Source organism: Rhizobium sp. CFBP 13644, assembly GCF_014842165.1.
Taxonomy (GTDB): Bacteria; Pseudomonadota; Alphaproteobacteria; order Rhizobiales; family Rhizobiaceae; genus Agrobacterium; species Agrobacterium tumefaciens_C.
In genome coordinates, this window is record NZ_JACYVF010000005.1 from 44,659 (window position 1) to 60,992 (window position 16,334).

General features: G+C 55.8%; 14 protein-coding genes. All 14 read right to left on the bottom strand.

What is annotated here, in order from left to right; genetic code table 11:
• Window positions 1-10: 10 nt before the first annotated feature.
• On the bottom strand, window positions 11-2,278 hold the full coding sequence (locus tag IFT53_RS14215) for a polysaccharide biosynthesis tyrosine autokinase (protein ID WP_192065558.1): 2,268 nt from the start codon (window positions 2,276-2,278) through the stop codon (window positions 11-13).
• Window positions 2,279-2,487: 209 nt separating this feature from the next.
• Window positions 2,488-3,810: an HlyD family type I secretion periplasmic adaptor subunit gene (locus tag IFT53_RS14220; RefSeq protein WP_192065560.1), complete on the bottom strand. Its 1,323-nt coding sequence runs from the start codon at window positions 3,808-3,810 to the stop codon at window positions 2,488-2,490.
• Window position 3,811: 1 nt separating this feature from the next.
• Complete coding sequence (locus tag IFT53_RS14225; RefSeq protein ID WP_192065562.1) at window positions 3,812-5,506, bottom strand: type I secretion system permease/ATPase; 1,695 nt, start codon at window positions 5,504-5,506, stop codon at window positions 3,812-3,814.
• A gap of 151 nt (window positions 5,507-5,657) precedes the next feature.
• Window positions 5,658-6,446, bottom strand: a complete 789-nt coding sequence (locus tag IFT53_RS14230; protein WP_192065564.1) for a metallophosphoesterase — start codon at window positions 6,444-6,446, stop codon at window positions 5,658-5,660.
• A 720-nt stretch (window positions 6,447-7,166) separates the two neighbouring features.
• On the bottom strand, window positions 7,167-7,943 hold the full coding sequence (locus IFT53_RS14235) for an aspartate/glutamate racemase family protein (protein ID WP_192065566.1): 777 nt from the start codon (window positions 7,941-7,943) through the stop codon (window positions 7,167-7,169).
• Window positions 7,940-8,713, bottom strand: coding sequence for an aspartate/glutamate racemase family protein (locus IFT53_RS14240; protein ID WP_192065568.1), 774 nt, complete (start codon window positions 8,711-8,713; stop codon window positions 7,940-7,942). Before IFT53_RS14240 ends, IFT53_RS14235 begins: the two co-directional genes overlap by 4 nt.
• A gap of 19 nt (window positions 8,714-8,732) precedes the next feature.
• Window positions 8,733-10,133: an FAD-dependent oxidoreductase gene (locus IFT53_RS14245; protein ID WP_192065569.1), complete on the bottom strand. Its 1,401-nt coding sequence runs from the start codon at window positions 10,131-10,133 to the stop codon at window positions 8,733-8,735.
• Window positions 10,134-10,149: 16 nt separating this feature from the next.
• Window positions 10,150-11,043, bottom strand: a complete 894-nt coding sequence (locus IFT53_RS14250; protein WP_197980259.1) for an isocitrate lyase/PEP mutase family protein — start codon at window positions 11,041-11,043, stop codon at window positions 10,150-10,152.
• 61 nt (window positions 11,044-11,104) lie between these two features.
• Window positions 11,105-11,806, bottom strand: a complete 702-nt coding sequence (locus IFT53_RS14255; protein ID WP_192065573.1) for an ABC transporter ATP-binding protein — start codon at window positions 11,804-11,806, stop codon at window positions 11,105-11,107.
• Window positions 11,799-12,539 (bottom strand): ABC transporter ATP-binding protein, encoded by a 741-nt coding sequence (locus IFT53_RS14260; RefSeq protein WP_192065575.1) that lies wholly within the window; start codon window positions 12,537-12,539, stop codon window positions 11,799-11,801. Before IFT53_RS14260 ends, IFT53_RS14255 begins: the two co-directional genes overlap by 8 nt.
• Entirely contained in the window at window positions 12,532-13,509 is a 978-nt protein-coding gene (locus IFT53_RS14265; RefSeq protein ID WP_192065577.1) for a branched-chain amino acid ABC transporter permease, read from the bottom strand. Before IFT53_RS14265 ends, IFT53_RS14260 begins: the two co-directional genes overlap by 8 nt.
• On the bottom strand, window positions 13,506-14,375 hold the full coding sequence (locus tag IFT53_RS14270) for a branched-chain amino acid ABC transporter permease (RefSeq protein ID WP_192065579.1): 870 nt from the start codon (window positions 14,373-14,375) through the stop codon (window positions 13,506-13,508). Before IFT53_RS14270 ends, IFT53_RS14265 begins: the two co-directional genes overlap by 4 nt.
• A 67-nt stretch (window positions 14,376-14,442) precedes the next feature.
• Window positions 14,443-15,660 carry an ABC transporter substrate-binding protein gene (locus IFT53_RS14275; protein WP_192065581.1) on the bottom strand — a complete coding sequence of 406 codons (1,218 nt, stop codon included), beginning with the start codon at window positions 15,658-15,660 and terminating at the stop codon, window positions 14,443-14,445.
• Between the two features lie 56 nt (window positions 15,661-15,716).
• Window positions 15,717-16,334, bottom strand: a complete 618-nt coding sequence (gene leuD / locus IFT53_RS14280; protein ID WP_192065582.1) for a 3-isopropylmalate dehydratase small subunit — start codon at window positions 16,332-16,334, stop codon at window positions 15,717-15,719.

The following is a 16,334-nucleotide window of genomic DNA, read 5'->3' on the forward strand; positions in this document are numbered from 1 at the left end:
GGCATAGTCATCAACTGGCCTCCTCGTAGTAACTTGAATAACGGGAAGCGTAGTATTCCGTATCCCCGTGTAAGCTATAAAGACGCATTTTTTTCTGGTCGACCTTGCTCAAAATAACGCCTGCACATTTACGAGAGATCTGTTCTTCGGTTTGAAATGCATTCCTAACAGCACGTCGCGCTGTTCTGCCCCATTCCACGACATAGACAAAGCTGTCGATTGTGGATGAGAGCGCTCTGGCATCCACCACCGCCCCAACAGGCGGAAGATCGAGCACGATATATTCATATTTACTAAGAAGATTGGCAAAGACACCGCGCATTGCTGGCGAAACCAGAAGTTCGGCAGAAAAAGGAAGTCGCTCGCGCAGGACCGTTGGCATAAACTTCATGCCGCTCAGGGGATCTGTCATCAACGCATCTTCCACAGATACCTCGCCCAGAAGCACTTCAACCAAACCGGCCTTGGCGTGTGGAGCAATCATCCGCGTTGCTCCCGGGCTCCGAAGGTCTGCATCTATCAACACACACTGATGACCCTGGCTCGCCAGAAGACGTGCGAAGTTGACGGCAACAGTGGACTTACCTTCATCTGGCAATGTGGAAGCAATGCCTACTATGCGGTTTGCATTTGGGCTCGTGCTGAAGTCGACGGCAATTTTTGCGCTTCTCAGTGTCTCCGCAAACGAGGACAATGGGTTGCTGAGCGAATATCGAGAGGTCAGGCTTCCTGCACGAACGCAACGTTCCGTTGCTTGTTCGGAAACCACAGGCAGAGCGGTATTATCGCGATCATCAACCAACGGCAGCATGCCGAGAAACTCTTTGCCCAAGTCCTCTCTGATGCCATCGCCTGTCCGGTAAAAGCGTTCTTGAAATTCACGTAATGCGCCGATTGCGCCGCCAAGGATGCCGCCGAGAAGGAGGCCTCCGACAATGCTCAGCATCAATTTCGGAGAAGAAGGAATCAACGGAGGGGCAGCGCGCGAAATAATGCGAGCGCCGGTCGCTGAAAAGGACTGCTGCTGGATAGCTTGCTGGTAACGCTGCAGGAATGATTGGTAGAGGTTGCGATATGTCTCCGCTTCGCGCTGCAGTTCACGCAGCTTGACCTGACTTTGATCTGCAACAGCGCTTTGCGAGCTTGATGTTGCTAGACTGGCCAGTAGGCTTCGTACGCGTCCGTCCGCCACCTGCGCTTCGTTGTTATAACTTTGCGCGATACGACCGAGTTCACCAAAAAGAAGGGCCTTGTACTCCGCCATGTTTCGGCGGTGTCGAACTGCCTGCTCATGGTTTGGCCCAAGTCGAGCCGAAATTTCCGCCTCGCTTTTTGCAGACAGCAAATATTGTTCGCGGAGATTATTAGCGATCGGGCTGTCCAGAACCTCCTTGACCACGGCATCGACGTCGTTTGCTTCGATGTTTTTCGTGATCTCCTCGTAACGTGCCCTCGCTGTGGCCGCTTGGGACTGCGCAGTGCCCAAAGCACTGTTTATCTGTGCTAGGTTCTGGTCAGTGACGAGACCATTGCCCGTGCTGAGCAAGCCATTCGATGCCCGGAAGCGCTCAACCGCGAGATCAGATTGTAGGGCCTTTTGCTCCAATTCGGCTATGCGTTCCTGCAGCCACTTGCTTGCACGACGGGTCGCCTCATATTTTGAGTTCAGCGAATCCCTGAGATAGGCTTCTGCTATACCTGTCGCAATTTTCGCGGAAAGTTCGGGCGAGGGCGACGTGTAGGAAATATTGATGATGTATGTCTGCCCAACGCGCTCTACATCCATGCCTGCCTGCAGCCGAGAAAGCGCGGAATCCCGAAGCTGGTCCGCATCCGGCGAGCCTTCGGTCTCATCCGAGCCAAAAATGCCCGCTAACCCGCTTTTCAGCACGTCGATGATCGAACGGTCTTCAGCCATGAATTCGGCATTATCGACGAGTTTCAGCCGATCAACCACCTCGTAGCCAACCGCTTGTGAGCGAAAGACTTCGATCTGACTAAGAACGGTCGTTTCATCATCAGAACTGCCCCCAAGGTCGGTGAGTTGCTGGAGAACCAGACTCCGTCCCTTGTCGATCATGACACTGGAAGTGGCCGTGAACATGGGGACGGCCGTAATCGCATAGATGCCTGAAACAACCATCATAAAAGCGGCGACCGCCGCGACAATGACCCGCTGTCTCATTACGGCCTTGAACAACCGTTCGAGATCGATCACCCCGTCACCCTCGACATCTGTATTGTCGTTGAAAGCAGGCCTTTGCTGAAACGTCGGCATTTCATTCACCACGGTCGCCCTCAATGGTTAGGCTCTCGAAATCCAAATGGCTTTCTCAAGAGTATCTTTTTAATCATTCAGAATAAGTAACCAGACCAGAGCTACAGTATTCTCGCTTCTCCATTACGATCAGCATCGAGTCCTGATAACAAGATTCCTGTCACGTGTCTCAATTATGATTTATCGAAGATGCCTCTGCGCTGATTTTTTTACTGCCGGAAAGCTCTGCGAAAGCTTTGCACGAAGGGCTCGGCCAGATACTCAAAAAATGTCCTTTGATGAGTGGCCAAAAACACTTCACTTGGCATGCCTGGCACGATTTCAGGAATCTTGGCCCGTTCCCCATCATCCACTGCCAACCGTATTGTATAGTAAGGCGGCAAATCGGCACGATCCTGACGTACATCCGCACCGACAAAGGTAATATGCGCAGAGATCTGATCGTAAAGATGCCGGTTGAATGCAGAAATGACGACACGTGCGTTCTGGCGAAGATAAACATCGTCAACATCTGAAGGATCAAGCTTGGCCTCAATGAGCAAGGGCTGGTCCACTGGCACGATTTCGAAGAGCGGACTGAATGGCTCAACCGCACTTCCGATTGTATTGACATGCAATTTGTTGACCACGCCCGTAACTGGCGAACGAATTTCGATACGAGCAGTCGCATCCAGTTTGCCCTTGAGGCCTTCGCTGATTTCCAGATAGTCGGAGCGGGTTTTTGACATTTCATCGCTGATCTTCTGGTAGAAAACCGAGCGCTCTGCTGCAATGCGGTTATCAGTTTCACTGATCTGGTGATTGATCGCCTCAATTGCCGCTTCTGTCTTAGAGACATTGCCGGACAATGCATCGGACTGGCGCTCAATTTCACGCAGCAGGCTTTCACGGCCAAGGCCGTTACGAATGGCTTGTTGCCTGAGAGCAATGTCCGTTGCCATGCTTTCCCGCTGCTTACGAAGGGAGTCAAGCTCACCCGACAAGCCAGCGATTTGACCCGTCAACGCCCGCCGCTGCGACTGGAAAATCTCCAGCATATCGTCTAACTGCGTCCGTCTGGTCGTGAATTCCCGTGTCTGGTCCTCCAGCAACTGCTCAACTTCTGCCGGATTGATTGCAGGCTCAGCCTCCATCAAGGACTTGATATCCAGATCAAGACTCTGCTCCTGACGCATTTCCGCATCCAGGCGAGCCTGCTTCAGACGCAAACCAACCTTTCGCGTTTCAAGCTCCTTTACCGCAGCCTCATCTTCTGCACGCGAGAGGACTGCAATAACGTCACCCTGCTTGACTTGTTCCCCCTCACGAACCGACAGGCTGGCCAGAACACCGCCGCGCTCGTGCCTTACAACCTGGACATTACCATCCGTAATAATAGAGCCCCGGGCTATGATTGCACCAGAGAGTGGAACGGTGAACGCCCATGCAGCAAAGCCGCCAAGAAAAATCGCCGTCATCAACGCGCCAACCAACATTGTACCATTGATGGACGTTACACGGTGCCGGATTTTATTGAGATCTCTTTGGTCCATGTTACGTTCCTGCTTGCGCTCCGCCACTTGGGGTGGCGGAAACCGTTAGCATCTGACCACGCGCAAGGACTGGTGAGTTTGCGAGGCGGACCTTGCCCTTTTCCATCAGGTAAACCGTGTTGGCTATGGCAAGCAGGCTTGAGCGATGTGTGACCGCGATGATCGTACGACCAACTGCCCTTTCCTTTACCAGAACCTGAATCAGGGCGTCTTCACCCGCGCTGTCCAGATTTGAATTCGGCTCATCCAGCACCAGTACTGCGGGTTGGGTATGTAAAGCGCGAGCCAGTGCAATGCGCTGAGCCTGGCCACCAGAAAGCCTGACGCCGCGCGGCCCAATGCGGGTGTTGTAACCCTGGGGAAGAGTGGAAATGAATTCATGGGCGTGAGCGCGGCGCGCAGCCTCTACAATAGAACTATCGCTGGCTGCCAAATCAAAGCGAGCTATGTTTTGCGCTACGCTTCCTTCGAACAACGTTGTCTGCTGGGCCATGTATCCAAATGCTTGCCCTCGAGCTTTGGTAGGCCACTCAGAAAGCCGGAATCCGTCCAACCTTATTTCACCACCAGTTGGAAGGCCTGCGCCGCACAGCAACCTCAAAAGTGTCGATTTTCCTGAGCCGGAAGGGCCGACGATAACGCTGATCTGACCTGGAGCGAAATCAATGGAAACATCGTTCACAATGAGCGGGGCGTCGGCCCCTGCTCCGAGGGCGAGTTTGACATTGCGCGCCGAGACATGCCCGGCCGGTGAAGGCAAATCGACTCGAGCATCTGTTGTCACACCAACCTGATTAATGACCGTATCAATGTCGCGCTTGGCCTTGCGAGCTTCCGAAATGACCTTTGACGCCCCTACAAGTTGCTCGATTGGCATGAGGGCGCGTGCTGAGACGATGGAAGATGCAAAAATAAGACCTGGAGACATATTACCGCGGATAACTAGCCAGGCGCCAAAACCAAGTGTGGCCATTTGTAGTGTTTGGCGAATAAAGCGAGATAAGCCATAAAATCGAGCCTGCACCGCGCCTGCACGGTCTGTAGCATCTGCGGCGTAAAGCGCGCTGCCCATCCAGCGGGTTACCATTGCTGGCCCCATTCCCATGGCCCTCAAATCTTCATGCGCACCAAGCGCTTCCTCAGCGTATCGTGCCGCAATGGATTGCTGCGCCGATGCTGCAGCCGACGCCCGACGGGAAAGCCACTCGTTCATCAGAGTGACCAATGCAAGCAAGACCATGCCTCCAGCCGTGAGAGCGCCCAGCAGCGGGTGGACGAGAAACATCAAGAGCAGAAACAATGGAGCAAATGGCAAGTCATAGAGATTGATGTAGGCGCTTGAAGACACGAAGCGCTTGACCGCTCCAACTTTGCTTGCCAGTTGCGGATCAATAGCGGAGACCCAACTATCTGAACCGCTGATTAGATATGGCAGAACGGTCAACTCGTACCGTGCGGCAAGCTTCCGGGCCAGGGTCTGCCGAACCGTTTCGATAAGGCCGAAAAGACCAAGCGCTGCGCCGGCCATAATACTCAGATAAATCAGCGTTTCCACACTGTGTGTCGGCAGAATGCGATCGTAGACCTGGGTCATGTAAAGCGGCATGACGAGCAGAAGCACATTGGTGAGAACAGTGAAAACGGCTAGAGCAGAGGCTGGACCAAGCAGATCCATCTTCACAGATTTCTTATTCATATCCAGGTATCTTTACCGTTATAAGACCTCGGACGTATGAAGCTTATGCTCTACGCATTCAATGATATAATTGATTTATCATTAACGCTACTCGGATCACAGAAAAACCTGACGCCCAAGTCGAGTAATTCCAATTATCGATCTGTATTTATCATAAGAGACACACGTTCTGGCCGTCGATTTTAAGGATGGTCAGACTGCCGGTTGAGTAAGCTTGGGTATCGATCCCAATTCGACTTTGTGACATGAATGGCGCTGGGCTCGGAGTGTGGCCATGAATGACTGTCAATGGCAGCCCTGAACCCTTCGATAGGAATGGCTCCCGAATCCACATCAGGTCTTCGTCACTCTGATCTCCAAGTGCGATGCCGGGACGAATGCCTGCATGGACAAAAAGGTACCGCCCGATTTTCAAGCTCACAGGCAGATTCCGCAAAAAATTAATGTGCTCATCGGGCACAGCTTCCCGCAAAAGCCTACCAATGATTAGGGGCATGTGCTGCCGGCGCTGACGCATATGGTCGATATCTATGCCATAGGACAGCAGGGTTTCCTTGCCGCCAAAGCGAAGCCATTCTTCAATGGTTTCCGGATGCTCTATCGCATAGAGGAACGCCTGATCATGGTTGCCGCAAAGTGCGATACGCCGAAACGGCTTAACGTCTGGCGATGAGAGATGGGAAATTACTGCCGAAGACTTTCTTCCTCGGTCAACGTAGTCACCAAGCGTAACAACCAACCCCTTACGGCCAGTATTTCTGATATCGTTGATGATCTTTTCTTCACCCGCCTCAAGCAAATCCATGCAGCCATGAATATCACCTATGGCGTAGATGGGGTAAGCAGGATCGCTATCTCCGAGATCAAGGCGCCGACGCGCGGGTGCGACGAACGAATTAGGATTCGATCTTCGGAAAAAACTCCAGAACTTCTTAATCATGGATGACCGCTTATTGCCTCACCGTGCGCCTTGTTGAAAGCAGTGTTTGAACTGCCGCGATACGCATACACAATAGTTGACAGATTCGTCTTAAGGCTTTGGCAAGATGTGCGACGGATTTCATGGAGTTATTCAACCTTGCATGTATGTCCGCCAAATGTTGCGGCGGTGACGGGACGAGACTAAGGGGGTCAGCCTTGCGCAGGCTTTTTCTCGTCACGGACAGATCAAGGCCAAGCAGATTGAGATGGATAGGCTTCAGAGAGAAGTGGCAACGCAGAAGGCGGAGCGTGACATCTTAACTCGGCGTCCGAAAAACCGGCAGCATCCATAAGCCAATATATTAGTTTTTCATAAAAATAGGAAGCCCATCCGCCTTCTTCGGTAGACCCATCTAATGCTTCATGTCGGTTCGGAAACAACTTTACCCATTTTTAGGTTGTTTCCGCTTATCAACAAGAATGAGTAATTGGAGGTATCATGTCCACACGAGCAAAGGCTTTTGTCACGGTGTTGTCGATATCCACCATCATGTGGGCCACGATAATCTATGGTGTCGCAGCATTGTATGGAAGTGGATACCAGGGCATCGATAATTTCAACACAGCGAGTACTCGATAACGGGAGCCTTGTGGACCGAACCGGGTTTGCAGGAGGCCATTTCGTTTAAGTTATCAGACCATCGCTGATGCGTCCCAGTCGCAGCGCCTCTAGACGTTCTCACTCTTTCCCCTTCCGCTCGGCCTCCGCTCCCGCCTTCATCATGGCGTGAAGCATATCCAGTCTTGGCTCAACCGGCGGCGGATAGACATCTCTGCCGTGGGTGAGACCAAGGGCGAGAAAGGTCTCGACCAGTTTGTAAGTCAGTGGACCTGGATTGACGACGGGTACCGGGAGGTTGGCAGCGAGATATTCACCTGCCTGGTGCATGGTGGTTGAACCCAGGCAGATGACCTCCGCGCCATCCTCCTCGATGCAGCGCATGGCGACATCGCGCATCCGGGGAAAGACGCTGTCTTCCTTGCCGCCCAGCAGGTTGGAGAAATCCGGCGGCTGATCGAAGCTGCGCACCGAGGCGCATTGCCGGTCGAAACCATATTCACGGATGGCCTTGCGGTATCTCGGTAACGCGGGTGCCCATTGCGCGAGTACCGAGAACTTGCCACCGAGTGTAAGCGCATAGAGCATAGATGCCTTGCCTGCGCCGATGACGGGAATGGAGAGCACCGAACGGAGCATGACCATGCCGCTATCCGACATCGTATCAATGCAGACCGCATCAAACCCCTCGTCTTGCGCGTTGCATCCTGCCTCGAAAATGGCGAGGTCCATCAGGCCCCAATCATGAGGGGACATGAAGGAGGTCGGGCCGCAGGTGACGGGACGATAAGTCAGTTCCCAATCCGCAGGCAGCGGCACATATTGCGATTGCGCTTCGCGGTTACGCACGCCCTCGGCATCCAGCGCGAAGGGAACGATGACGAGAATGCGGGTCATTGGCTGCCCTCCAGATAGGCTGCACCGGCAGCGCCAATGGCGCGGATCATGTCATGCTTGGGCGAAAGTGGCGTCGGCCATGTCGCCTTGCTGTGCGTGAGGTTCAAGTCCAGGGCAATAGACGCCAGCTTGTAGGTGAGTGGGCCGGGGTTGATGACGGGAACGCCGATGCGGGAGGCGAGCCAGGAATGCGCTTCGTGCATGGTGGTGGAGCCAAGGATCAGAACCTGCGCTCCATCCTTCTCGACGCATTTTTTGGCGGCGTCCAGCAGAAGAGGAAATACCTCATCTTCCTTGCCGGCAAGCAGGCTCTTGTTATCAGGCGTAACGCCAATCGAACGCATCGAAGCGCATTTATGCTCCATTCCAAGCTCGCCCAGCGTTTTAGTGTAGAGCATTTTCCAGCGGTCCCACATCATCAGGATTGAGAACTTGTCGCCCAGCATCTGCGCCAGCAGCATGGAATGACGACCCGGCGCGATGACGGGTATGGTCAGGACGGAGCGCAGCATCGACATGCCGCTATCGGACATGGTGTCGATGCAGACAGCATCAAAGCCTTCCTTCTCGGCATCGAGACCCGCGTCGAGGATCGAGAAATCGGCGAGCGCCATGTCGTGCTGGCTGGAATAATTCTTCGGCCCAACCCGCACCGGGCGATAGTGAAACTCGATGCCGGGACCGAGATCGACCGCCTTCATCTGCGCTTGGCGGCGGGCGATATCGTCCTGCCCCATGGGAAACGGTACGATGACCACAACCTTCTTCATGACGTCCTCGTCTTGTTTTTCATCTTTCAGCAGCAATCCGGGCAGCCGTGATGCCAGCCAAGCGGCCGAAGCTTGTCGCCGTCAAAAGACCATTGCCGGAAAGATAGCCGTAGTTGGAATCTCCAGAGACACCGCGCGCAGCACCACCGCCAGCCAGCAGGTTTGGCAAGGCCGTTCCATCTTCGCGCAGCACACGGGCCTCAGCATCAATGACAAGGCCACCTTGAGTGTGGAACAGTGCGCCGTTGACCTTGACCGCATAATAGGGCGCAACCAGCACCTGATCCTGGGTAAAGCTGCGACCGAAACGGTCTGGCTCGCCGGTGCGTACAGAGGTCTCGATGGCCTCGAACTCCTCACGGATGGCGGCGAGCGAAAGACCCGTTACGGAAGCAAGTTCCTCCAAACTGTTTGCGGTTTTGACGGCACCCAGCTTGCGGATCTCGCGGTAATCGTAAAAGCCGATTGCCGCCTCTTCACCCTTGGCATCATAGACGTCCCAGGCAATGTTGTCGGGCTGGGCGGCGACTTCAGCGGCGTGTTCGGAATAACCGCGCATCTCGTTGGAAAAGCGGTGTCCCTCCACATTCAAAAGAATGCCGCCTTTGGTAATGACAGCCCATGTCAACGGCAATGCGTGCGGGTAAGCGACGGACCCATGGCCCTGATAGGCTGCCATATCGGCCACGGCAGCGCCGATCTCCAGCCCCCACTTTACGGCGTCTCCGGTGTTGGAGAGGTGGCCGCAACATTCGGCTTCAGCAATCTCCGGAATGTATGTCTGCACCAGCGCGACGTCTCCTGCAAAGCCACAGGAAGCGAGAACGAGCGCCTTGCAGCCCAGCATTTCCAGTGCGCCATCGGGCCTGCGGAAGCGAACACCGGTCACGCGACCGGCGCTATCCACATAAAGGTCTTCAACCGACGCTTCGGTGACAAGATCGATATTGGCACTGGACACGGCTGCCAGAAGCGATTGCTCCAGGTCAGCGCCGGTCCGACTTTTCGGCCCATGCATGCGAAGACGGGAGTGGCCGGGGTACATGAAGCCCGTGACCAGTTCGAACTCGACCTTATGGCTATCCATCAACCAGTCGATCATCGGACCGGCTGTCCGGGCCGCTACCAGTGCCATGTCGTACGGCGTGTGGTCGTGGGTCTTGGCGACCAGATCCTGTGCAAAGAGCTCCGGGCTGTCTTCGATGCCCGCGTCCTTCTGCAGCCTTGTGCAGGGTGCGGGAATGAGACCGGCAGACAGTGAGGTGGAGCCGGTGGGGTTCTGATCCCGCTCCAGCACCATGACCTCCTGCCCCGCATCATGGGCGGCAAGGGCTGCGACAAGACCGCAGGCCCCGGCCCCAACGACCACGACAGGTACTTCAAAATCGAACGTCACGCCTTCGGCTTGTAGCACTGCCATGGCTCAAATCTCCTGCTCAATAGGTTGTGCGGTTTGCGTCCGGCGTGCCGTAGCGGGCTTCCAGCTCCTGAATTTCGGGCATCCGCGCCATATCGAAGAATTCCTTGAAATTCATCACGTTGGGCGCGACAGACGCGATGGTCTCCTCCGTCTTTAGAACCTGAAGCGTCTTGCGCGCCGCTTCGCAGGCGGAGAGTAGCAGCCAGTTGGGGTAGATGATGAGTTTGAAACCCAACGCTTCGATTTCCGTGCGGGTCAGGAAAGGCGTCTTGCCGGAGGTTGCCATGTTGTAGAGCAGCGGAATGCCGGGAAAGCGCGGTGCAATATGGGCCAAGTCATCCGGGCCGGGGCTTTCGATGAAGATCACGTCGGCGCCCGCCTCGCGGTACATTTCGGCACGATCGAATGCGGCGTTTCGGCCATGCAATGCCAGCGCATCCGTGCGGGCAATCACGACGAAGTTCTCGTCAATACGGGCATCGACTGCCGCCTTGACCTTCGCCACCATATCTTCGACTGGCACAATCTGTTTGCCCGCCAGGTGACCGCAGCGCTTCGGCAAGACCTGATCTTCAAGATGAACAGCTGCCACACCGCCGCGCTCGTAAAGCTGGATGGCACGCCGCACATTAAGCGGGCCGCCGAAGCCATTATCGGCATCGGCAATCAGGGGGATATCGGAGGCGTCGGCAATGCGTGTGGCGTTATCAACCATCTCGGTCATGGTCAAAAGGCCGACATCCGGGTAACCAAGTCGCGTGGCTGAGGTGCCAGCGCCTGTCATATACATGGCATCGAAACCGGCTTCCGTGACAAGGCGGGCGTACATGGCATCAACGACACCGGGAGCCATGAGGGCTCGTTCGCCTGCGAGCAACTGCCGCAGACGTTGGGTACGTGTTAGGGACATTGTATTCTCCATTCTCCGTAAATTGGCTGCGCCCCCGGCTTATGTTGTCCGGGGCGACTTTTCACATTCCGAGATAGGCCTGGCGCAACTGCGGATCGGCCAGCAGGGTTGCGGCTTCTCCCTGCATGACGAAGCGACCCTGCTCGATGACATAAGCGCGCTGGGCGACGGTCAATGATTGCATGACGTTCTGCTCGACCAGCAGCACGGCAACGCCATCAGCATTGATCTTGGTGATCAGGCCGAACATCTCCTCCACCATGATGGGGGAAAGACCGAGGGACGGCTCATCCAGAATGAGCAGTTCCGGCTCTGACATCATGCCGCGACCAATCGCCAGCATCTGCTGTTCACCGCCAGACAGCGTGCCCGCCAGTTGGTTCATTCTTTCGCGCAATCTTGGAAAAATCTCGCAGATCTTCTCGAAGTTCTGCTTGGTGTTTTTGCTCGCACGGCGAAACGCGCCGAGTTTGAGATTTTCTGCCACCGAAAGGTTAGGGAAAACCTTTCGCCCCTCGGGCACATGAGCGATGCCGAGCGCCACAATGTCACGCGCATTCTTGCCTGTAATCGTCACGCCCTTGAAGGAAATCGACCCGGCGCTGGGCTTGATGAAGCCGGAAATGACATTGTTGAGCGTGGTCTTGCCCACACCGTTCGAACCGAGGAGAGCGACGATTTCGCCGTTGTTGACGCTCATGTCGATGCCTTGCAGGACGCTCATCGAACCATAGCCTGCGCGGATACCGGAAATCTCAAGCATGGTTTTCCTCCTGCAGGCGTGCGGCCGCACCGTGGCCGAGATAGGCTTCCACCACGGATGGGTCCTTGACGAGTTCACGTGGTGTTCCGTGGGCAATCATCTTGCCCTGGTTCAGCACATAGGCCGTTTCGGCAAGCTGCATGACGGCCTGCATGACGTGCTCGATCATCAGGAACGTATGCCCCTCTTCGCGGATCTTTCTGATGATGCCGACAATCTCGGTGATCTCCGATGGGATCAGCCCCGCCATGACCTCATCAAGCAGCAGCAGCTTCGCACCCGTTGCCAGTGCACGTGCAAGCTCCAACCGCTTGCGTCCGGCAATGGTCAGCGAAGACGCGGGCCGATCCAGCATCGCGCCCATGCCCAGCCGCTTGCCGACATCTCGCGCCACTCCCATGGCTTCGCGCCGATCGTGGTGGTGAAGATAGGCACCCACCGCGATGTTTTCCTGAACGGTCAGACCCGCAAAGGGCTGAACGATTTGGAATGTGCGGATCATGCCCAGCGCGCAGATGCTGTGCGGGGCGAGCCCGACAATGTCCTTGCCCTGAAAGCGCACTGCGCCTTCATCGGGCTTGGTAAAACCGGCAATCATGGTGAAGCAGGTGGTCTTGCCCGCACCATTCGGTCCCAGTAGGCCAACGATGGAGCCCTCGGGCACATCGAGCGAGGCATCGGTGACGGCTTTCAATCCGCCGAAGCTTTTGGAAAGATTACGAACCTCAAGCATTGTCGTCCTCCTTCTTTTTGAAGGTGCCGAGCTTGCCAGCGAGGCCAACAAGACCGTTTGGCAGGAAGCGCAGCGCGCAGATCAGCACAATCGCGTAAAGCACGAAGTTCAGGCCGGGCGCATTGGGCAGCAGGTGTTTCGCACCTTCGCCAAGAAGATGCAGACCGAGTGTGCCAAGAAGCGGACCCCAGATGGTTCCGGTACCGCCGATGATGGGGCCGATCAGCGCTTCGATGGAAACGGCGCTGCCATAAACCACGTTGCTATCGATGAAGAGCCAGAGCTGGAGGTACAGCACACCAGCCAGACCACCGAAGGCACCTGATATCGCCATTGCCTGCACCTTGATTTTGTAGGTGTCGATACCAAGGGCGCGTGCAGCGTCTTCATTTTCCCTGACAGCGATGAGATAGGCACCGAAGCGGGAGTATTTGATGAGCGCCGTCAGCGCCATGACCAGTGCCACCACCACCAGAAGAGCGGTGTAGGCAATGGCGCGGTCGTTGAATTGCAGGTTGGCAACGCCGGGGTCGAGCTTTAACTGCAGCCCACTGCCGCCGCCTGTAAAATCAAAGGACGATGCGCAGATGCGCAGCACTTCGGCGAAAGCCAGCGTGACGAGCGCGAAGTAAGAGCCCTTCAGGCCATAGCGAAACGCCAAGGCTCCGATGAAGGCACCCATGAGGGCACCGGCAAGAATGCCAGCACCGAAGCCAACCCAGGCGTTGACGCCGTATTGAACCTGAAGGATGGCCGACGCATAGGCCCCAGTGCCGTAAAGTGCTGCATGACCGAAGGACGACAGGCCGCCGAAACCGCCGGTGATGTTCCAGGAAAGGGCGACGACCGCCACGATCAGCGCGTTGATGGTAAAGCCCATCCAGACTGGCGACGACGCAAAATAGACCCCGAAGAGATAGGCAAGAGCCGCGGCAATAAGGGCAATCTGCCCGACAGATTGAGGTCTCATGTCTTTGCCCTCCCAAGAAGCCCTGATGGTTTGAAGAGAAGGATGAGGATGAAGGCGAGAAAGATGCCGATCTGTCCGAGGCTTTCGCCAAGGAACAGGCCGCACAGCGACTCGATGACACCGAGCAGCAGACCGGCGACCAAGGCACCCAGAAGACTGCCCATTCCGCCCAGCACCACCGTCGTGAAGGCGACCAGCACGAAGGTGTAGCCAACCTGCGGGGTGATGTAGAAGGTTGGCAACAGCAGGCAGGCGGCAAGTGCCACGCAGGCGGTGCCGATGCCGAAACAGACGGCATAGGTGTGATTGACATCGATACCGGCCAGTTCAGCTCCACGCTTTTCAATGGCAACGGCGCGAATGGCAGAGCCGGTGCGGGTATAGGCCATGAAGCACCAGAGCAGCGGTGCGACGGCAAGGGCTGCGCCGAACGCGATGACGCGACCGAGCGGCAGATAGGCACCCAGCACTTCAACAGTGTCATAGGCATAGGCAATATCTGCCGTGCGCGTATTCGATGTCCAGAAGTAGAGTGCCAGATTGTCGATAATCATCGATACCGCAAGGGTAATGAGAAGCACGTTCTGTTCCGAGCCGCTGCTCATCGGCGCAATCAGAAAACGCTGCAAGACGTAGCCGAGTGCGAAGAAGGCCGGAAGAACGAGGGGAATGGCCAGATACGGATCAACCCCCAAATAGAAATACAGAAAATAGACGGCATAGAGCGCCAGCATCAACAGGCTGCCATGCGCAAAGTTGATGATGTGGAGCACGCCATAAATGAGGGTCAATCCCAGCGCCACAAGCGCATAGATGGCTCCCATCATCAGGCCGCTCAACACGGCAGGTAAGATCAGACTTGACATCAGGGCTCGCCTCTCTGTCGTTTGAAGAGCGCCCCCATGACCATGGGGTCATGGGGGCGAGACCGTGTCACTTCTTGGCAGGGATCGGGAAGACCGCCTCTGCGGTAGCATATTCCTTCGGGAAGACCAGCTCGATCTTTTCGCCACGGATCTGGGTATTCACAGGCCGCGAATTGACATTGTCGCCATTGACGAACTTCGTCGGTCCATAGGGCATGATCGACTGGTCGAAGGTGGAGGCCGACAAAGCTTCGATCATCTTCTGACGATCGGCAGAGCCGCTGCGTTCCAGCGCATCCGCGATGACCTGTATTGTCGCATAGGACACCATAACGTCATAGGTCATGTCGAGCTTTGCAGCGGCAACGCTGGCGGCAAGCGCTTTGGACAGCTCCTTGGAGGGATCGTACCAATGATTGCAATCCATGACGTACTGCGCGACCGCATTGTTTTCGCGCACGAATTTGATGTTGGATGCAGCACCGCCAAGAATGGAATAAATCGCCTTCAACTCCACACGCTGCTGGTTCAGCGCACGGGCCATCAGGGTGTATTCATTGATGTAGTTGGACGGAATGAGGATGTCGGCCTTCGATGCTTTCACACGCAGCGCGATGTTGGAAAAGTCGCGCTGGGGCGTCGGATGTGAGATCGTCTCTACAACCTCGATTCCCTGCTTGGGCAGCTGCTCGGCAAGGATTTTAGCCATGTTGGAACCGAAAGGCCCATCTTCATGCACGATGGCTGCGGTCTTGACCGTGCTGCCCGTTCCTTCATTGAGAAGCTTCAGGTTTTCAAGCGCAACGCTGGTGCATTTGTTGACGCCCGGCGTGAAGCGGAACACGTTTGGCAGGCCGCGCTGGACAACAGTTTCGGCTGTGCCGATCGAGAAGACCTGAGCGAGATTGTATTTTGCCGCGGCCTGAGAGGATGCAAGGCCAAGCGCAGAAGCCGTCGCGCCGGTGAAGGCACAGGCATCCGCCTGAATGAGCGTATCGACGGCGGAAGCGGCTGCTTCCGGGCGGCTTTGCGCGTCAACTACCACGAGTTCAATCTTGGCGCCGCCCATGCTTTTGATGCCGCCTGCTGCATTGATCGCTTCTGCGGCGAACTTTGCACCGGCCGCACTTTGCGTACCGTTATAGGCGAGATTGCCGGTCAGCGGCTCAATCACGCCCACCTTTACGGTTGGCGTCTGCGCACGCAGGATGGAGGGTGCGGCCAGGCCGACAGCCAGCGCTCCCGATACTTTTAAAAGGTCGCGTCTTTCGATTTTGAATGTCATTTTTTATGCTCCCAGTTTTTTTATGAGACGGCTAAAGAAACTCGCTGGTCCGCCCGTCAACGGCTCAGCCAGGAATGCGACGCCATTCGATCTGTTTCGAAGGCGGTGATCTGCTCCATGAAAGTGAACGTCATCTCGATCTCATCAAGACCGCGTAAGATACAGTCCCGAGCGAAGGGATCGATGGCAATGGGATGAATGCCGAGATTACCCGGCAAGACAAGCTCTGCAGCCTCCAGATCAACTGTGACCTCAGCGTCAGGACAACGAGCGAGATAATCCGCCAGCGCCTCACAGTGTTCCGCAGCCAAACGGACTGGCACCAACCCGTTTTTCAGAGCGTTGTTGAAGAAGATGTCGCCGAAGCTTGGGCCAATAAGCGCCCTTATGCCATGATCCACAGGCGCGTATACGGCACCCTCGCGGGATGAACCGCAGCCGAAATTGTCCTCGACAAGAAGAATGGTCGCGGCATCGGCGCCGGGCTTATTGAGCGGAAATGCAGGATCGATTTCCCCATGCTCATCGCGACGGATGTCATGAAACAGGAACTGGCCGTAGCCCTGCGCGCGGTCAGCTTTGAGGAAGCGGCCGGGAATGATCTGGTCAGTGTCGCAATTGACGCCAGGGATCGCAATTGCCGTGGACGTTTCGCGTGTGAATGCTCTCATCAT